This window comes from Priestia koreensis, assembly GCF_022646885.1.
In the GTDB taxonomy this organism is placed as follows: domain Bacteria; phylum Bacillota; class Bacilli; order Bacillales; family Bacillaceae_H; genus Bacillus_AG; species Bacillus_AG koreensis_A.
On record NZ_CP061868.1, the window covers coordinates 854,618 to 873,956 of the forward strand.

Annotated in this window: 18 protein-coding genes and 1 pseudogene; 14 read left to right on the top strand and 5 right to left on the bottom strand. The window is 41.5% G+C overall.

Annotated elements, in window-relative coordinates:
- Positions 1–86 precede the first annotated feature (86 nt).
- The 5 genes from IE339_RS04250 (at position 87) to IE339_RS04270 (ending at position 5,660) form a co-directional block, all read left to right on the top strand.
- Positions 87–1,778: a polysaccharide deacetylase family protein gene (locus tag IE339_RS04250; protein ID WP_242173830.1), complete on the top strand. Its 1,692-nt coding sequence runs from the start codon at positions 87–89 to the stop codon at positions 1,776–1,778.
- Between the two features lie 420 nt (positions 1,779–2,198).
- Positions 2,199–2,963: a hypothetical protein gene (locus tag IE339_RS04255; protein ID WP_242173832.1), complete on the top strand. Its 765-nt coding sequence runs from the start codon at positions 2,199–2,201 to the stop codon at positions 2,961–2,963.
- A complete protein-coding gene (locus IE339_RS04260; protein WP_242173834.1) occupies positions 2,960–4,189 on the top strand; it encodes a glycosyltransferase family 2 protein in 1,230 nt (409 codons plus the stop codon). The genes IE339_RS04255 and IE339_RS04260 overlap by 4 nt, the downstream gene beginning before the upstream one ends.
- A complete protein-coding gene (locus tag IE339_RS04265; RefSeq protein ID WP_242173836.1) occupies positions 4,186–5,202 on the top strand; it encodes a hypothetical protein in 1,017 nt (338 codons plus the stop codon). The genes IE339_RS04260 and IE339_RS04265 overlap by 4 nt, the downstream gene beginning before the upstream one ends.
- Positions 5,203–5,426: 224 nt before the next feature.
- Positions 5,427–5,660, top strand: coding sequence for a hypothetical protein (locus tag IE339_RS04270; protein WP_242173838.1), 234 nt, complete (start codon positions 5,427–5,429; stop codon positions 5,658–5,660).
- A gap of 58 nt (positions 5,661–5,718) precedes the next feature.
- Here IE339_RS04270 and IE339_RS04275 read toward each other — a convergent pair whose 3' ends face one another.
- Entirely contained in the window at positions 5,719–7,164 is a 1,446-nt protein-coding gene (locus IE339_RS04275; protein WP_242173840.1) for a phospholipase D-like domain-containing protein, read from the bottom strand.
- 202 nt (positions 7,165–7,366) lie between these two features.
- Here IE339_RS04275 and IE339_RS04280 point away from each other — a divergent pair, with 202 nt between their 5' ends.
- The 3 genes from IE339_RS04280 to IE339_RS04290 all read left to right on the top strand — a co-directional run bounded on the left by IE339_RS04280 (position 7,367) and on the right by IE339_RS04290 (position 10,414).
- Positions 7,367–8,278, top strand: a complete 912-nt coding sequence (locus tag IE339_RS04280) for an ROK family protein (protein WP_242173842.1) — start codon at positions 7,367–7,369, stop codon at positions 8,276–8,278.
- Complete coding sequence (manA, locus tag IE339_RS04285) at positions 8,275–9,219, top strand: mannose-6-phosphate isomerase, class I (RefSeq protein ID WP_242173844.1); 945 nt, start codon at positions 8,275–8,277, stop codon at positions 9,217–9,219. Before IE339_RS04280 ends, manA begins: the two co-directional genes overlap by 4 nt.
- Positions 9,220–9,382: 163 nt before the next feature.
- Entirely contained in the window at positions 9,383–10,414 is a 1,032-nt protein-coding gene (locus IE339_RS04290) for an STAS domain-containing protein (RefSeq protein WP_242173846.1), read from the top strand.
- 142 nt (positions 10,415–10,556) lie between these two features.
- On the opposite strand, the pseudogene IE339_RS04295 reads toward IE339_RS04290, so the two are convergent.
- Both IE339_RS04295 and IE339_RS04300 read right to left on the bottom strand, forming a co-directional pair.
- A pseudogene (locus tag IE339_RS04295) lies at positions 10,557–10,767 on the bottom strand (IS5/IS1182 family transposase); the annotation flags it as partial.
- A 331-nt stretch (positions 10,768–11,098) separates the two neighbouring features.
- Positions 11,099–11,389 carry a DUF3817 domain-containing protein gene (locus IE339_RS04300; RefSeq protein ID WP_053399527.1) on the bottom strand — a complete coding sequence of 97 codons (291 nt, stop codon included), beginning with the start codon at positions 11,387–11,389 and terminating at the stop codon, positions 11,099–11,101.
- A gap of 416 nt (positions 11,390–11,805) precedes the next feature.
- Between IE339_RS04300 and IE339_RS04305 the strand changes: the two genes are divergently transcribed.
- The 3 genes from IE339_RS04305 (at position 11,806) to IE339_RS04315 (ending at position 14,656) form a co-directional block, all read left to right on the top strand.
- A complete protein-coding gene (locus IE339_RS04305; RefSeq protein WP_242173849.1) occupies positions 11,806–12,405 on the top strand; it encodes a beta-class carbonic anhydrase in 600 nt (199 codons plus the stop codon).
- Positions 12,401–14,080, top strand: a complete 1,680-nt coding sequence (locus tag IE339_RS04310; protein WP_242176109.1) for a SulP family inorganic anion transporter — start codon at positions 12,401–12,403, stop codon at positions 14,078–14,080. Before IE339_RS04305 ends, IE339_RS04310 begins: the two co-directional genes overlap by 5 nt.
- Before the next feature lie 150 nt (positions 14,081–14,230).
- Positions 14,231–14,656 carry a MerR family transcriptional regulator gene (locus IE339_RS04315; RefSeq protein ID WP_242173851.1) on the top strand — a complete coding sequence of 142 codons (426 nt, stop codon included), beginning with the start codon at positions 14,231–14,233 and terminating at the stop codon, positions 14,654–14,656.
- A 281-nt stretch (positions 14,657–14,937) separates the two neighbouring features.
- Here the strand turns inward: IE339_RS04315 and IE339_RS04320 are convergent, their stop codons facing one another.
- The gene (locus IE339_RS04320; protein ID WP_242173853.1) at positions 14,938–15,660 is read right to left on the bottom strand and encodes a CPBP family intramembrane glutamic endopeptidase; all 723 of its coding nucleotides are present in this window, start codon (positions 15,658–15,660) and stop codon (positions 14,938–14,940) included.
- Positions 15,661–15,798: 138 nt separating this feature from the next.
- Between IE339_RS04320 and IE339_RS04325 the strand changes: the two genes are divergently transcribed.
- The gene (locus tag IE339_RS04325) at positions 15,799–16,572 is read left to right on the top strand and encodes a Cof-type HAD-IIB family hydrolase (protein ID WP_242173856.1); all 774 of its coding nucleotides are present in this window, start codon (positions 15,799–15,801) and stop codon (positions 16,570–16,572) included.
- 145 nt (positions 16,573–16,717) lie between these two features.
- Here the strand turns inward: IE339_RS04325 and IE339_RS04330 are convergent, their stop codons facing one another.
- The gene (locus IE339_RS04330) at positions 16,718–16,849 is read right to left on the bottom strand and encodes a YflJ family protein (RefSeq protein WP_242173859.1); all 132 of its coding nucleotides are present in this window, start codon (positions 16,847–16,849) and stop codon (positions 16,718–16,720) included.
- A gap of 279 nt (positions 16,850–17,128) precedes the next feature.
- On the opposite strand from IE339_RS04330, the gene IE339_RS04335 reads away from it, so the two are divergent.
- Positions 17,129–18,331, top strand: coding sequence for an MFS transporter (locus IE339_RS04335; protein WP_242173860.1), 1,203 nt, complete (start codon positions 17,129–17,131; stop codon positions 18,329–18,331).
- Positions 18,332–18,461: 130 nt separating this feature from the next.
- Positions 18,462–19,334: an alpha/beta fold hydrolase gene (locus tag IE339_RS04340; protein ID WP_242173862.1), complete on the top strand. Its 873-nt coding sequence runs from the start codon at positions 18,462–18,464 to the stop codon at positions 19,332–19,334.
- Positions 19,335–19,339 lie beyond the last annotated feature (5 nt).

Genomic DNA, 19,339 nt, shown 5'->3' on the forward strand with positions numbered 1-19,339 from the left:
GTGCAAGCAAAGCATCGCTTGTGCACCTTATCTAAAAGAGTCTGCTATAATACTAGATACGATTTGTAGGTAAAGGTGGTTACGATGTGAAAAAGGTTGCAATTATGTTCATCGCTATAGTAATGCTGCTCACCGTTAGTAGTGTGCCTTCGCACGCTGAAAAAGCGGATAAGCCGTCCGTTTTGGTTGTGTATTCGTCCAATGAGGAGAGCGATCATGAGCAGCTGAAAATTTTAGATTTGCTTCTTGGGCAATTTACAAGTGATGTTACGTTTATAAAAGATGAGGACCTATCTTCTATTCAAAACAAGCGTTACTCTCACATGGTATATGTAGGGCTTGTGAAAAAGAAGATACCATCCTTAGTTGTACAGATGCTAAATTCCTTTGATGGATCAGCCTTAGCTATTGGTAAAAATGTTGAACAGCTTGGCAAGCGCTTTTCGTTCGTACAAGCAAAAGGTGAAGCGGTCATTACGTCAGCTAATCTCGTATCAAAAAACTTAGATAAAGAGCTATCAGAGAAGCGGATTATTGTAAATGCGAAGCCGATTGGAAAGATAAAAACGCTCATCACAGGTCAAACAAAAGATGACGACGAACAGCTCCTGATGGCGCAAAAGGGACAAGACTACTACTTAGCGACAGAGTCTTTTTATGATCCAATTGGACAGTTTGTCGGTGAGGAGCTATTCTCTTTTTTCGGGAAAAAGCCGACAAATACACATAAAGTCTATTTGCGCTTAGAAGATGTTCATCCAATGTATAATCCGGATGTGCTCAAAAAAGCGGCGGATTATTTAAAGAAAAAAGATATTCCTTATATGGTAGCGGTCATTCCGCTCTATATCAATTCGAAAACGCATGAAGTCATCCATATGTCGGATTCACCGAAACTCGTGAAGGTACTTCAGTATATGCAGGATAACGGGGCAACGATCGTGCTACACGGTTATCGTCATCAATACAGAGATGAGGAAACCGGTGAGGGCTTTGAATTTTGGGACGTGGAACGCGATGAACCAATTTTAACAAGTCGTAATGATGATGTGAAAGGTCGAAAGGATTTCGACACGACAGCTGATTACCGAGCGTATTTGAAAAAAGGAGAGACTTTTGAGCGTAAATACGTTGAAAATGCGGTACAAAGTGGTATAGAAGAACTTGTTACTCACAAGCTATATCCGCTTGCATTCGAGGCCCCTCACTATGCGATGTCACAAACAGGCTATGACGTTCTGTCAAAGCATTTTTCTACGTATGTTGGACAAACACAGGTGACCGACCTAACATGGACCGGCCAGTATGCACCTCTGAACGAGAGTCAACCTACGTTCTTAAAAGGCATGACGCTTCTTCCAGAAACGATTGGATATGTGAGTCGTAAGAGTGAGGATCATTCTATTCAAAGGGCTCAGGCGAATATAAAGGAGGTTAGTCAGTTCTCAAATTCCTATGTGGCAGGTTTTTATCATCCTTATCTAGGTTTTTCAAATTTGAAAAAGCTAGTGGAGAGCCTAGATCGTGTTCCGAATCGCGAGTGGATAGATTTGAAAAAGCAAAACAATCACGTAGAAGTGGGGAACGTGACCATTTCATCGGATCATAGCAGAGTAAAAGTCGATAAGTCTTTTATTGCAAGCAGCTATGAAAGACAGTATCTGTTCAAAAAGTACGGCGTGTGGATTGTGATGGGTATTGTTGCGCTGTTACTCGCTTGTTATTATGTCTTTAATCGCTTCCTTAATAAAAACAAGGATGACAATAGTTATATCTAAATAGAGAAGTCCATCAAGGAAGATGTTCCTTAATGGACTTTTTTGTTTGGTTCATTGGTACTGTTTTTTTAAGAGCAAGCATGTCCATCAGGGAACTCCCTTAAAAGTTGTGTTACCATTAGCAAAATAACCGACTGATGTTGAGCAAACTTTTAAATCAGCTTTTAAAATGGAAAAAAACGGGTATATAAAAGGTAGATTTTAGCGATACCATAATTCCCATTTTTGTGGTGAAATAGTTGAGTGCTGAGTTTGAAAATCACTTTTATGATCCAAATGGAACATTCTAACGTTTACCAATTATTAAAGAGAAATAAATTGATTGTACGATACAAGCTGAGTTTCTTGTCCTACAGCTAATTTTGAAGCGTTCACGCTCTGCATCGAGGTTCAGAAAAAATAGATAAAGGGAATGGTCAAATGAAACGAAATTCTACGTTGTGGATCGTCGTAGCGCTTATGTTGATTTTCTTGCTTACGATCACTTATTTACCGTTAGAACGAGCGGTCATTAACTATATTATGATCTTTGCATACATACTTGTACTGCTAAGCGTTAATAGTTCAAAAAGTTTTATCGCGTTGCTAGTCATGGTTCTAGGCTATGGTTTTGCACTTACTTTTTACTGCTATAAAGCCGGATTCACAGGCGGTATCCAAGCTCAGTTTGTTGTACTTCATCTGTTCTTAACAGCGAGCTTACTTTTACTTTGGATCCTTTTTTACCATGTGAAACGATTAATTAAAAAAGTGAATGTGCTAGAAGCACAGGTGCAGAATTTAGAAAAATATGAAGATGTTCCAAATTTATTATCAGAAAATGAATTTGTGAGTCAGGCTCAGCTTTTAATAACAGGAACGAAAAGAAGAAATGAAAGCTCCTATTTATTAAAAGTTCAAAGCGCTCATCAAAATGAAACGTCCAAGTCGACGCTTTATACAGCTACGAAAATTTGCTTAGGTATGCTAAGAGATAATTATGATCTCATTACAAGATACGAAGATCAAATGCTGCTAATTTTTCTGCAAAATACAGACGAATCAGGTGCTCAAGTCGTCATTAACCGTATGAAGGAAAAGATGAAAACGGAATTCTCAACATCCGCTGTTTCCATTCAGTCTATGCCTATTGACACCTTAGAATCAGCATTTGAAGATTTTAACGTTAGGATGAATGAAGCATGAAGATTGCATTATTAATTGTGATGAGCTTTTTCTGGCTTCTGCTCATCTACTATTCGGTGCTCGCGATTGCCGGCGTGTATCACCGCATAAAGCAAAAAGAGAAGGTGTCACTAGATCATTATCCATCGGTAGCGATCTTAATTCCTGCTCATAACGAAGGGGTCGTCATTAGCGATACGCTGCATGCGATGTCGCAGTTGAACTATCCTGGACAATTGGACATATACGTATTAGACGACGCATCAGAGGATGAAACCGCCGCTATCGTTCGTTCGTACGAACAAATATTCAAGCGAATTCATTACGTAAAGGTTCCTCCAGGAAGTCCAAAAGGGAAATCCCGCGTACTTAATTACGGACTATCCGTTACGGAATCGGACTATTTTTTAGTGTATGACGCAGACAATCAGCCCGAGGAAGATGCCGTTAAAATTCTCGTAGAAACGGCGGAAACGACACCAAAGGCCGCAGGAGCGGTTGGATATGTGAAGACGGTGAATGCGAACAAAAATCTGTTGACGCGCATGATTGCCATTGAATTTCAGGTGTTTCAACTTCTCATGCAGTCAGGGCGCTGGCTGTTATTTAAAATTGGGACGCTTGCAGGGACAAATATGCTGCTTAGACGTTCGATTTTAGATGAGATGGGAGGGTATGATCCTTATGCGCTTGCAGAGGATTCTGAGCTTACGATGCGGATTACGGCAGCGGGCTATCTCATTCCCGTCGTGCCAGAAGCAAGAACGTGGGAACAGGAACCTGAAAGTATGAAAGTATTTATCCGCCAGCGAACGAGGTGGCTGATTGGGAATATTTATATTCTTGAAAAATCCCTTTATAATCTAAAGTTTTGGCGTGGAAAAACGTTTTTCCATACGTTTCAGCATTTGCTGACATACCTTTTTTTCACAGTGTTTTTATTGTTTTCAAACGTTTGGTTTGTGCTGAGCTTGTTCGGGATGGATCTCCCAGACATTGCATCACCGCTCCTAATGTTTTGGTTCATGAGCTATATTGTGTATTCACTACAAATTCTTGGGGGAATGGTTCTTGATCGGACGACTTCGCCTTATAATATCTTTGTAGGGGTTATTATGTATTTCACCTATGCGCAGCTGTTTTTAATTTTGTTAGTGAAAAGCCTTTACTCGTATGTGTGGAATCGAATTCGAAACAAGACGATTGAATGGGACAAAACGAGGAGGTTCAAAGGGGAGCAAATGTGAACAAGTACGGGATCATTTTGATTGCAGGAGGCGTGTTCATTATTTTACTGTTTTCTTTTCTTCATTACGTGCCGCCTAAGCGGGATGTAATTACGATTATTGAAAGTGAGTATATGACTAAAGAAGGAATCATCCGAGATTACGGGCGAAAAGGTGATGTGAAACTACTGTCCGAGAGTCTCGGTCTTTACATGGAATATCTGCTGTTACGAGCGGATCAAAAAAGATTTCATCAGCAGTTTGATGTACTGATGGATCATTTCCTTGTCCGCAAAGGCTCCGATACCTTTTTAAAATGGGAGCTCGCAAAAGGAGTATCCACGAATGCGCTCGTAGATGATTTGCGAATAATTGACGTTCTTCTCCGAGCAAGTGAGACGTTCCATAAACCCATCTACAGAGAAACTGCTTTAAAACTATTCCAAACGATTCAAGAAAAGCAAAAGACGTCTGCGGGCTATGTAGATTTTTATGATTGGCATCACGAGCAGCGAGCGGATACGCTACATCTCAGCTACCTATACGTTCATCTACTGACTACGTTAGATCCGGCGATGAACAGTAGTGATGTGTATGCAAGATTTCGTGAGCGTCACGCTAGTCTCTTTTATCATGAGTATTACTCGTACGATACGCATACATTCAAAGAGGAACATAAGGGAGAAGTTAACCTAATTGATCAGTTCTTAATTGAGCTGCAGCTGACGTCGATTGGAGAGCGGAACGAAGCTTTTTATCAATGGGTGAAGAGTGAAATGATCAATGAGCATAAGCTCTACGGGCGGTATACGAAGGATCGTCGTCCAAAGCCAGCCGTTTCGTATGAATCATCAGCGGTATATGCGCTTGGTACGCAGTACTTTTTAGACAATCACGATGAACAAATGGCAAAAGAGTTTCATCAACGTCTCTCGAAATTCCAGCTCCAATCACAAGCTGACTATGATTCCATTCACTTCTTTGATTTCATCAACTATGCGTTAGCTCACTGGAAATATCAGCATCAAGAGTAAAAGACTCACGTTTAAGTGGGTCTTTTTTATGTGGGAATAAATAACAGTTAGTAGCGGAGAAAAAAGGCTTTTTCACCACATAAACGGACAAGAAGAAAGCGCATACTATAGAGAAGAAAAAATGTCCTTTTATTGGAAAGTGATAGGTGATAAGACCAAGTAGGTCGAAAGTAACAGGAGAAGTGTGGTAAAATAGAATAAACCATAAACAGGGAGAGGATACATTGCAATCATTCTATATGATTGGTATACAGGTATTTCTTATTCTCGGCATTATTGGGATTATCGTGTCGGGTTTGTTATTAGAAACTTGGACAAGTGAACCGGGTAAAAGGGTCAACGTGCATGCGGAAACCATTCCTTATGCAGCGGTTCGATCTAAAATAGCGCTTTATGCAGGGCTTAGCGGTTTAGGATCGCTCGCACTTGCTACCGTTATTTATCTTTTGCACCGGTAATCAAGGAAGAGGCTCTATGGGAACAGTTTCTGTTCCCATAGAGCCTCTTCTTTCGTTTTTATTGCACTGTTAGCGTAGCTGCCTGAAGATTGACCGGTAAATAGTCGTAAGGATCACTTGCACCGCTCGCGACGGTTTCAGCATACCACGTATAGTCTCCTGCAATGGTTGGTGCTAGCCAGTTCGAGAATGTGAACGTAATGCTTTGGTTACCTGCTAAATTAGCCGTATTGGCGGAGACGTAATTCCCTGAGAATGTAAGGGAACTGGAAAGGTTAGTCCCATCGCTTTTCGTTGCCGTTACCGTTGTTGCGGTAGGGTCTGGCCATTTTGGTGGAGCCATCAGTTTTACCTTTTGAATCGGATACGTAGACGGTGCGCGCAGCGTGACGCTGATCGTTTGTGTGCTTCCAACTGGAACTGCTGTTGTACTAATGGAAGAAGTACCGCGCCCGTAAGATCCTCTGATACGTAAAAATTCATTGTAGTATTGATCAGCCGTTGCTTTATCATGAATGACCATCAAATTTTCACTGTTTGTGTCGTTTGCGTTGGCACTAGCATTGAATGATCCCGTTACAACTTGTGCAGAGGTGTATCCTTTGTCAGCGATGAGCACCTTGTCGTGAAGTTTTCCTCCGTAAGGGTTATCAGCAATACTCACCGGAATGCCTTCTTTTGCTAGATAAGCAAGTTCTCCGTAAGGGCCGTTACTTCCATATTGACTTTGATCAAAAATCCCCTCTACGTTTACACCACGATTTTTCGCTGCAATAAGCGCTTGGCGAATATTATCATCTGTAAATGAGAAGTAATCAAAATAGACGTTGTATTTTGCACTGTTAATGACGTTCACGATTGCACTTGCCGGATTATCTTCTGGTGCGAAGTATACTTCGACCGGAATGGACCCTGTTGCGGTTGTGACGGTTACCTTTTGGTCACCTGTAGTAGAAGGTGACGCTGTTTTAGTGAACTGTCCGTACACATACATCTCGTCAAAATCGGTTTTATAAATGGATGCTAAAGAAGATGACTTCCATAAAACCGTGTTGTTGTAGTTGTTTGCATTGCACGTGTCAGTTGTATTCGTAGATCCCATCCATACCTTTTGTCCATCTAAAATAATGTACTTGTTGTGCATAAGAGCAGAGCGATTATCACCTTTTACGGAGATGCCCGCACTTATGAGCTGCTGAGTGAACGTATTTGTTATGTAGTCTGAATCTGTCACGATGCGAATGTTAACACCGCGATTTTTCGCTTGAATAAGCGCATCCACAAATGGCTGATAGCGTATTTCATAGAGCGCTGCATCAATGGTTGTGGTAGCACTATTAATCTCTGTAATAAGTGCATCAACTAAATTGACGGTTTTGCCAGGACCAAATAAGACGGTCTCTGAATCATACGATGCGGCTGTACTATTTACATCACTAGCAGTAAAGAGGGCTGCGGCAGAAAAAAGAAGAATAAATGCTTTTCGAACAAACAATTTGGGCATAAAAAGCCACCTTTCAATTTTTTAGAAAATCCTTCTTAACTCTACCAAGGATGGAATTTTCAGATAAGGGTAAATAGACACAAAATTTTTTAATTTTTTGTAAAGTTATCATAGGCTTTTTTTAATTACTTCTCGAAAAGAGATAAGACCATAAACTTAAACAATAAGGAAAGAGATTCTGTAAGCAACAGGGGGAAAGAATATGACGTTACGGGTTGGGGTGGATTTAGGAGGAACAAATATACGCGTAGCTCTTATTGATCATAAAGGGGAAATTGTTCACCAAGTCCATGAGTTAACAGACGCAGCGCGAGGACCAGAAGAAATCATCACGCAACTTGTTCAAATGATCAAAGACGTAATTGGACCTAAGACAATTGCGGGAATCGGAATTGGAGCTCCCGGACCGCTTGATCCTGTGAAGGGGATCATCCTCGGGCCATCAAACCTGCCCGGGTGGGAGTATGTTGAATTAGCACAGATGGTGAACGTAAAGTTTGATGTGCCGGTAATCGTCAATAACGATGCGAACGTAGCAGCTCTAGCAGAAGCTCACATCGGAAGTGGAAAGAGCCACAGAAGCGTTTTTTACGTCACGGTCAGCACAGGAGTTGGAGGTGGTTTCGTTTTAGATGGTCATGTTCATAACGGTTCGTTTGGCTATGCAGGTGAAATTGGAAATATGATTGTACAGCCAAATGGCTACAAGCATGCATATATGAACAGAGGATCTCTTGAAGCGTATGCAAGTGGAACCGCAATTGGTCGAGTAGCAAAGGAAAGGTACGGCATTACGGGAGGGGCGAAGGAAGTATTTCGGCTTATGGAGGAGGGGGATGAAAAAGCGAAAGAAGTCGTAGAAGAATCCATGAATTATTTAGCCATTGGCATCGCAAATATTGCTCATACGCTTGATCCCGATATTTTTATCCTTGGTGGTGGAGTTATGGGATCTTCTCATCTTGTTTTACCGTATCTAACCATGAAGGTGAAGGAATATTTATTCCCGCAAATGGCAGATCGACTAACGATCGTAAAAGCATCTCTTGATCGGGACAGTGGTGTCATAGGGGCTGCTATGCTTATCCAATCGGAAGGAAAAGTAAATATATGAGCACCGAGCCCTTATTTTTTCAGCCAGTGTTTAAGGAGAGAATTTGGGGCGGAGAAAAGCTGAAGGCGTTTGGATATGATTTACCATATAAGAGAACGGGCGAGTGCTGGGCTTTTGCCGGTCATCCACATGGTCAAAGCGTCGTAAAAGAAGGCGTGTATAAGGGAAAAACGCTAGGTGCACTGTGGGAAAAAGAACGTCAGCTGTTTGGTGAACTAAAAGGAGGACGGTTTCCGCTTTTAACGAAACTATTGGATGCCAATGATGATTTATCCATTCAAGTGCATCCCCCAGATGAATATGCACAACAGTTCGAAAATGACTGTGGTAAAACCGAGTGTTGGTACGTTGTGCACTGCGAAGAGGGAGCAGAAATCGTCTACGGGCATTACCCTAAAACGAAAGAAGAATTTTCATGGATGGTTCGTGAAGGGAGATGGACAGAGATTTTAAGAAAAGTTCCGGTAAAACAGGGGGACTTTTATTACGTGCCGAGTGGGACTATTCATGCGATTGGGAAGGGCATTGTGATTTTAGAAACGCAACAAAACTCGGATGCCACCTATCGGTTATACGATTATGAGCGAGTGGATCACGGTGGAAAGAAGCGTGTTTTGCACGTCACGCAATCACTTGATGTTCTTTCAACACCGTTTGTAGAGTCTCAGCTTGCCATGTTAAAGAACCAGGTAGATGGTGTACACGTTACGACATTCGTTCAATCTCCTTATTTTACCGTCCACAAATGGATGGTAAAAGGAAGCGCTAGCCTTTGTCAGGAGGAGCCATTTTTATTAATCAGCGTGTTAAAAGGAAATGGCCACATTGAGAAGAACCAAAAGGAATACGCCTTCTCAGTAGGTGATCACGTTTTACTACCCGCCGGCTTTGGTTCATTTACAATCAGCGGAGATGCGGAATGTATTGTCTCTCACGTATAGAATGGTAAGAAGCGTGTTGCGAATAGCAAGACGCTTTTTACCAGTTGAATTTTTTTGTGTTAATTTTAAAAACAGGTTTAATAATAAAGAAAGAATGGAAAAGGAATAGATGGACATTTTGTACATGCAGCACACTAAGACTCGGAGTTAGGGAGAGAACGTCATGAACGTAGAACAGGAAAAGTATTCAATTAAAATTAAGGAATCTACATTTGATTGGGATTTAGAAGAAGGCACGTTTAAATTTGAAGGAGATGAGGTTGTCTTATTCTGGGTCAATACCGCCTTTAAAACCTTTTTTGATGCGATTGAAGAAGTATCAGGATCAAAAGCTGCAAGCATCGTCTTAGAAACGGCAGGGTACCGAACTGGCGAAATTGTAAGTGCCTTTTATCAAAAATCTATGGGCGATTTTGAGCAAATACTGTCGACATTGCCTAATACATATTTAACAGCAGGATGGGGAAAGACATCTATTAACATCGTATCAAAAGACGAGAAAAGAGCAGTGGTACGCATTCAAGATAGCTGGGAATACAAGGTGACAATGGCTCAAGGAAAAGGTAAAGAAGGCACGTTTTTACCAGGGCACTGGGCAGGCGTTTTTAGCGGCTTGTACGGCACGTCTATGTGGTACCAAGTTAATAAAAGTCAGGTGAAGGGTGATCCGTATACGGAATTTGAATTTTTCCCTTCTTCTATTACCCCACAAAAAAATATTCATTCACTCGTAAATGAGCAGCGTCAAGCCGAAATTGAAGCATCCGAAAAGTACGTGGTGGAACGAACAGAACAACTATCAAAGATCATTAAAGAAATTTCTTCTCCCATTATTCCGGTGCTTGAAAACATTGTCGTCATCCCGCTTTTAGGAGAATACGATGAGTCACGTGCAGAAGAATTGCTGTCTAAGACGCTCTTTCATCTACCTGAATACAAAGCCAATTATTTGCTGCTTGATTTGACAGGAATCTCCGGAGTAAATGAATTTACGATCGATCTTCTGCAAAAATTGGTGCGCTCTACATCACTTCTAGGAACGGAAGCGATCCTTGTGGGGATATCTCCCGAGCTTAGCATGAAAATGACAAGTGCTGGTTTCCTGTTAAGCAATATTCCGTGTTTTTCAACGCTTCAGCATGGAATTCATCATGCACTGAGTGAAGAAGGCCTGCATATTGTGAAAAAATCATAGTAAAAAGGCGAGGCCACTGAAAAACTTTGGATTTTTTAGATGATCAGTAGAACGTAAGACAAAAAAGCTGGATCCATTCCGTTCTTTGGAATCGATCCAGCTTTTTATTCATTCTTTTTGCCGAGTTTTCCTTCATTAGCTTTCACATTCTTTTTAGGTTGACGGTGAAAATGGCCCTTGCCGCTTGCATTTCCATGCCAACGATACCCGATGACTACATCATACCCGTGTCTATGCTTTAATTCGCTATTCTTCCCTTGAATTTTAGACCGTTCCTTGGATTTCTTCTTAAAGTATGCTCCTTTTTGAAAAGGTGCTTGTTCAGTATGTTCTCTTGACGTCAATGAAACGGAATCATTGGAACCCCCTTTTGAATAAATGGATTTTCTTCATTTTAAAGCAAAAAAAGGCCAAGTTCCTTTCAGGATGGAAACTTGGCCGTTCTAACTGATGCAGTCGCTCTAGGTTGTTTGGAACGCAAGGTGCGAGACTCCTGCGGGATTAGCGTGACAGGTGAGACCCCGCAGAGGAGCGAGGAGGCTCACCGCACGCCCCGCGGAAAGCGAAGCGACCTGGCGTGGAAATCAACCGACTCCGTTATGAACGCAATCCTTTACGGACTTTTTCAGTGGCCTCCAAAAAGACCCCTTGTTTTTGATAAACGAGGGGTCTTTTTGTTATGTATCAATCGTTATCGCGAAGTTTTGCATCTAGCACGAATGTGCCAAATGGAATAACGGACGCTACGACTGCACCGATAGCTGACACAAACGACCATTTTTTTACGAACGTCACATGAGCAACAGCTAATAAAAACAGAACAAAAAATAAACCGTGTAAAGCACCAACAACAGATACTGCCTGAGGAATATCAAACATATATTTCAACGGCATCGCAATCCCCAGTAGCAACAAATATGAGATTCCCTCAATAATTCCGACAAAGCGTAAACGCCCAACAGCAGTTGCAAGCATAGGTCATCCTCCTATCACTATTCTTATTCTTATTATATACAAGCATCCTACCTCTTTAATACTAGATTGTTGAAATATTAACGGGATTGCCACAATTTCGTCTTTCGCTCCCGTTATTGCTTGACGAACAGCTTGGAAGACGTCTTATCCCTTACAGAGTAAAAAAATTAACGCAGAGCATCGATCTGAAATAATCTCGTCAGCTCCTTTTTATACAAAATATTCCAAAATAATTCTCATGACCTAAAATGGAGGCGGGTTTTTCAGAAAATTAAGGTGCTAAAAATGCTACTTTATACCTTTATAAGAATATTTAACCATTTTTCTTTACGTGATCTTTACAATTCCCTAAACGTACAGTAATACGTATCGGTGTATAATATTAACATATTACTGTAATGAAGGGAGAGGAACAAATGAGTGTAATGAAGGAAATTCTAGCGCACAATGAAATGTTTACAGCTGAGAAAAGGTACGAGGTATTTACGACGACGAAATTTCCGAATAAGAAGCTTGTTATTTTGACCTGCATGGATACGCGTTTACTTGAGCTACTGCCACAAGCATTGGGACTTAAAAACGGTGACGTGAAGCTGATTAAAAACGCAGGTGCGATTGTTTCTCATCCTTTTGACAGCGTGATGAGGAGTATACTTGTCGCTTTTTATGAATTAAACGCTGAAGAAATTTGTGTCATTGGTCACCATGAATGTGGAATGGGCAGTTTACAAGCAGAGGGTTTTTTAGAAAAAACGAAACAGCAAGGCATCCCTAATGAGCAAATTAATACGTTACTGAATGCAGGAATCGATCTGAAAACATGGCTCACAGGATTTGATTGCGTAAAAGAAAGCGTCCAATCAAGCGTCGAGGTGATTCAGTCACATCCGCTGTTACCGAACGATGTTCCTGTTCATGGAATGGTGATTCATCCGAAAACGGGCAAGCTTGACGTAATCGTAAACGGTTACGGAAATGTGGACGAATCTCAACGAGTGGAGGGGATGCGTTATTAAAACGACTGGTAGGTTTCAGGGCTATAATACAGCAAAGCTTCAAAAAGACTTAATTGCAGGATTAATTGTCGGAATTGTTGCAATTCCACTCGGGATGGCCTTTGCTATTGCATCTGGTGTAAGACCGGAAAATGGGATTTATACAGTGATCATTGCTGGTATTCTCATTTCGCTTTTAGGTGGATCGAAATATCAAATTGGCGGTCCAACAGGTGCTTTTGTGCCGATACTATTTGGAATTGTGATGCAGTTTGGCTTTGAAAACCTACTGATTGCAGGATTTATGGCCGGTATTTTACTGGTGATTATGGGGCTGTTAAAGCTCGGAAACTTAATGAAGTTTATCCCAAAACCCGTTATCATCGGATTTACAGCAGGAATTGCGGTGATTATCTTTTCAGGACAAATCGCCAATTTCTTCGGGTTGAAAAATGTGGAGCGGCATCAGGAGTTTATTTTAAATATGCGTGAAATTGTCATGAGGTTTAATACGATTAGCTTATCAAGCCTAGTTGTTGCGATCACATGTTTAGTTGTATTACTCGTGACGCCAAAGGTGCTCCCAAAAGTACCGCCTCCACTTCTTGGACTTCTCATTTCCACTGTTGTAGGCGTTCTCTTTTTCAAAGGAGAAATTGCAACGATTGGATCAGCGTATGGAGATATTCCGAATAAGCTACCAAGCTTTCAATTTCCTGAGCTGACAATGGACAAGATCGTTCTACTCTTTCCGTCAGCGGTCGTGATTGCTTTATTAGGGGGAATTGAATCCCTGCTTTCAGCTGTCGTAGCGGACAATCTAAAAGGAGATGGTTCAAAGCATCACGGCAACAAAGAGCTGATTGGTCAAGGGGTAGCAAACATGGCGGCTCCGCTATTTGGAGGAATTGCTGCAACGGGTGCGATTGCAAGAACAGCGACGAATATTCGAAGCGGGGCGGTTTCACCTGTATCAGGCATTGTGCACGGAGTCGTCGTCCTAATTGTTTTGTTAGCGCTCGCTCCGTACGCTTCTAATATTCCACTAGCAAGTATGGCTCCGATTTTAATGGTTGTAGCATGGAATATGAGTGAACGAAAAGAGTTTGCACACGTCGTCAAAACAAAGACCGCAGACTCTGCGATTTTACTCGTTACATTTTTACTAACGGTGTTTGCTGATTTAACGATTGCTGTCGGAGCAGGGTTATTGCTAGCATTTGTTCTGTTCATCCGCAAGATGAGCGCTTCTCTTCATATTCAAAAAGTCGTTCCAAGTGCGATTAGTACAAAGCTGAAGCACGATCATGCTGAATCCCCTATTAGCATGTGTAAAGTAGAAGGGGCTTTATTTTTCGGTGCTACGGACGTATTAGAAGAAACGGTGCTGAATGCGTATCATAAAAAAACGAAAATTGTTATTTTAGATATGGAAAACGTGACGTATCTTGATACATCAGGAGAAGCAACGCTATCTACGCTAATGAGTCGAATTGAAAAACAGGGTGGCCGTATTTATTTAGCTGGATTGCAGGATCAGCCAAGAGAACTACTGCACCGAACGGGCTTTGTGGATCGACTTGAAAAGCACGGAGTCTTTCAGCAGGCAGAAGATGCGATTCATGCAGCTGAAGCATTATTATGGTCAACGACCGTAAAAGATAAGAAGGGTAAAACCATCTTGCGCACCACATAGTTTACCGACCAAAAATCCCCTTTTCTTTCGGAAGGGGATTTTTATTTGTAAAAAGAAGTTTAACAAAACTGTAAAAAAAGGAAGTAAAGATAACAGGAACATTATATGTTATAGTAATGAATAGTAAAACGGTAGTAAGAAGGTGAAGAGATGTACCGAATTGGGCAGTTAGCCAAACTTAGTGATGTATCAAAGCGTACCATTGATTACTATACACAAATTGGTCTCCTCAAAACAGCAGAAACAACGTCAAAATTTCGTTCCTATCCTGAACATTCATTAGAGCGTCTGAAGCTGATTGAGCACTACAAGCAACAGCACATGACGCTAAAGGAAATCCGCAAACAGCTCGAAATGTTTGATGATGATACGATTGCGGAAGGAAACGTATTAGAAAAAGTGAACCAAATTCAGGCACAAATTGAAGGGCTCGAAAAAGAAGTGCTCGAGCTACAGCCATTGCTGAAAAAGCTAGATGAAAATCAGCTGAAGCTTCTTACCAAACAACTTTCGGCAAAGGGAATGTCTCTCGTCCACATTATCGCAATGATTTCTGAAGGATCGTTAATGCTATAAGTCCCACTTATATAAGAAGGTACAAAAACTCAACCCAATTGCGGTTGAGTTTTTTTGTGTCATGTGGAGTAAGCGAAATATCGATAGAGGAGTGAAAATGAGCGATAAACGGAGAAAAGTATTCGATAGCGGAGTCAAATTGAACGATAGGCGAGAAAAAGTGTTCGATAAACGGAGGAAAAGAGATCAATAGAAGTTCTGCGAGCCGCGGAGGATGAGCGAAATGCCGATAACAGACAGAGAAATCGTGGTCGCTTCCGATGAAAGGAGACCACGCTTCCTCATTCAATAATAAAGCCACTGTACACCATGCCGATGTTGATGACGAGGTGAAAAGCGATGGCGGGGTAGATGCTGTTCGTTTTAATCGTGAGAACCGCATAAATGATGCCGGCTCCTGAAATAAGGAGGCTGAGGAGAAGTGGAAATCCAATCGAGAGGTGCAGCAATCCAAAGCCAACGCTCGTTAGAATAATGGCATAGGGAAGAGAGGAGACATGTTGAAGTGCAGACAGCATCACACCTCGCCAAATAACTTCTTCAAACACCGCATTGATTAATGAAAAAGCGATGCAGAACCAGAGAAGGGAGAGGAAAAGAGATCGATCCTGCTGAACAATAAAAAAGAAGTAAACGATGCTATTTGAGAGCACGCCGATCAGTAAGAAGAGGCGTGTGTGAATCTTGTGTTTTCCAATAACCATCGGTTCGTTCCAATTAGGTTTATGATTGTACCAGCTCACTGGTTTCTTAAAAAAGCGTTGCTGACAGACGGGCAGAACAATTACCCAAAAGAGCATGAGACGTTTAAGAAGAATCGTCATTTCGTTTGAAAGCGCGAGATTGTCCACCCAAACATTGCAGAGGGTAAAGCATAGAAAACCTAGCAAAAAAGACAGAAGAAGGGACGATAAAAATTGATTCGCTTTGTTAAACAGTACGATCAACACGAAGATTGTAGCGATAGCGAGTGACCACCAAACGTTTTGATAAGCAATGGACATAATGCCTCCGAAAAACAACAGCGCCATTAAAATAGGGATAGGGACTCTCCTCCTCTATAAAGTAAACCTTTTATTACCATTTTATATAGATTATGAAAAAAAGATAGCTTTATAATGGAAAAGAGGAGAGGATCTAACATGACCTATAAAATTGCATTTTTTGATGTAGACGGAACGCTTACTGATTATAAAACAGGTCTTATTTCAAGTGAAACAAAGCAGGCGATTCGCGCATTAAAAGAGAAGGGAATCGAAGTGGTTGCCGCAACGGGACGGCCTTTATCAATGTGCGAAGAATTAAAAAAACTAGGCATTGAAACATTTATTACGGCAAATGGAGGCTACGTTAAGCACGGGGAAATCATTATTCATAAAGTACCGATGCGTTCCGAAGTAGTGAAGGAAGTCGTAGCGTATGCGGCGTCCAAGCAACACGGCTTGTCCTTTTATACAGAGGATTTTGCTATGAACGGGGTGCAGAATGATACCATTTTATCCGCGCTGGGTGAAACGTTGTCGTTAGCTGAGTATCCAAGGAATACGTTTACGTTAGAGGAGGAGGTCTATTTGCTTTGTCTGTTTGCGGATAAGGAAGCGGTGCTAGGCTATGAGAGGAAATTTCCCCAGCTTACTTTCAAGAGGTGGCACCCTTATATCGTAAACGTGCTAGACGAGGATGTATCGAAATCGCTAGCAATCAAAAAGGTACTACAGCATTTTGGGTTTACACCTTCACAGGCCATCGCGTTTGGAGATGGTGACAATGACATTGATATGCTTCAATTAGCTGGATTCGGCGTCGCGATGGGAAATGGAAGTGAACAACTTAAGGAAGCGGCCGATTTTGTGACGAAAACGTCAGAGGAGAACGGTATTCCATTTGCGCTTAAGCATCTGCAAATTATTTCATAAAAAATCCCCCAGTCTGCCACTAGCAGCTTGGGGGATTTTTGTCGAAGCACCAAATGACGATGGAAAAAGAAGAATCGACTTCCTTCTACAAAAGGAAGAGGGAATAACTTTATTTGTCCGACCGTCTATTTGAGGTGATGGCGTCTTATTTTTGACGTTCAGCTAATAGGTTTGCTAAGAAGTGTGATTTGTAGCTTTCCAAACGTTTCTCTTCAAAGCGGCGAACACCTAATTTTTTTAATTCTTTTACGTACCATCCTTTGCTTCCGATATGCATATGACTCATCCTTTCTTTTATTTATCATGCCTTTTCCTTCTATCAATAGAAGACGATGTGTCCTCTCTATTGACAACAGGGTGCCATTGTAACATCTATAACAAGGGCGACAAAAGGGGGATATTAAAATTCCTTTTTGCCAATTTATTCTTTGTTTGAATAGGATTGTAAACATGTAGAGTGTCTTTACATATGTAAAAAATATATTGCCATTTAAAACATCTGACAATTATAATGTAAAGGTATTAAGTTTACACATGTATTGCATGGGGGTTTACAATGGAAAATACAACAGTTTCTAAACGAAAGCTTTTAACCATTGCCGGAACAGGATGGATGTTTGATGCGATGGATGTCGGCATTTTGTCCTTTATTATTGTGGCACTTCAAAAAGATTGGGGATTAACGCCTCAACAGATGGGCTGGATCGGAAGCGTGAACTCAATTGGAATGGCTGTAGGGGCACTTGTCTTTGGGCTTTTAGCAGATAAAATCGGGCGCAAAAATGTTTTTATGATCACGATTTTGCTTTTTTCAATCGGAAGCGGACTATCCGCATTCACAACAACGCTCTCATTATTTCTCGTCTTACGGTTCTTAATTGGGATGGGGCTTGGAGGAGAGCTTCCTGTTGCCTCTACGCTCGTATCTGAAAGTGTAGCTGCTCACGAGCGAGGTCGTATTGTCGTACTATTAGAAAGCTTTTGGGCTGGTGGATGGTTAATTGGAGCACTTATTTCCTTTTTCGTCATTCCATCGTACGGATGGGAAAGTGCGCTGCTAATTAGTGCTATACCGGCTCTTTATTCACTCGTCTTACGCTTTAAGCTGCCAGATTCACCGCGCTTTGAAAAGGTCAAGGCGGTGAAAAAGGTATCCGTTCTTCAAAACATGCGAGCGGTTTTCGCAAAAGGTTACACAAAACGCACGGTTATGCTGTGGATTTTATGGTTTTGCGTCGTATTCTCTTACTACGGCATGTTTTTATGGTTGCCGAGTGTCATGGTGATGAAAGGATTTAGCATGATAAAAAGCTTTGAGTACGTCGTCATTATGACGCTGGCTCAGCTTCCTGGTTATTTCAGTGCGGCGTGGCTAATCGAGCGAATGGGTCGAAAATTTGTACTTGTTACGTATCTTCTCGGTACGGCGCTTAGTGCCTATTTCTTCGGTACCGCAGAGTCGTTAACACTCTTAATTGTGTGTGGAGCGCTGCTTTCTTTCTTCAATCTCGGGGCTTGGGGCGCGTTATATGCGTATACACCAGAGCAATATCCAACTGAAATTCGAAGCACTGGTGCTGGAATGGCCGCTTCGTTTGGGCGAATTGGTGGAGTTTTAGGTCCATTACTCATTGGTTCACTTGTTACAAAGGGAGTTGCAATTCCCACGATCTTTATGATTTTTTGTATCGCGATTGTTGTTGGTGTTCTTTCCGTTATTTTTTTAGGAGAAGAAACGAAACAGCGTCAGCTTGCGTAAGCGAACACAACCGTGTTCGCTTTTCTTTATGAACTTAAAAGGTGTAGAAACATAATAAAGAGGGTATTACTAACCGAACATATTCTCAGAAACAAATTTCATCATGAATGATACACAGGAGTGACGATAAGTGAAGGTATGGTTAGGAATTTTGTTCGCCATTATTGTGATTGTTGTATTGATTTTCTTTATTGGCGAAAAGAAAAATGCAAAAGAAGCAGCGAAAAAAGATCAAAAACCCATTGTATTTGTCCATGGATTCCGCGGTCAGGCACGATCGATGGATACGATGATCGAACGATTTGAAAAGAAGAAGTGGGGAAGACGAGAAGGAACGTGTCGAGTTGATGCCCATGGAAACGTGACGTGTGAGAAGCCTATCACTCTAACTGGTAACGGTGCGCCGATGATCCAGGTGATTTTTGAGAACAATACAGCAAGTATCAAAGATCAAGGCTTATGGATGAAAGAAGTACTGAAGAAAGTAAAAGCCACGTACGGGAATGATCACGTGAACGTGATCGCTCATAGTATGGGTGGCTTAGCGATGATGAACTATTTAATGAACTACGAAGATGAGAAAGGGACACCAAAAGTTGATCGCATGGTCACAATGGGATCGCCGATGAAGGGGATTGAGATGAGTCGCTTAATCGAGCAATACCCAAAAGCAGCTGAGAAGAAATATTCAGAAGCGGCCGTTGATCTTCAGACAGGTTCACCTGCACTTGAACATATGTACAAAGATCCTTCAGCATTCAACAAAATCTCCACGAAAATGTTAGCCATTGCAGGAAACGTGGTGGATGAGAAGCCAAAGGAACCGGGTTCACCTGTTAATGACCACCTCGGTGATGGAACGGTTTCTGTGGCAAGCGCATGGTATTTAAAGAAATACATCCCGAATTTAGAACTCAAATGGTTTGCGGTTAATCATTTTAATCTTCACGAAAGTCCAACTGTTGATGCCGCGGCTTACCAATTTCTAACGGATAAAAAATAACGTTG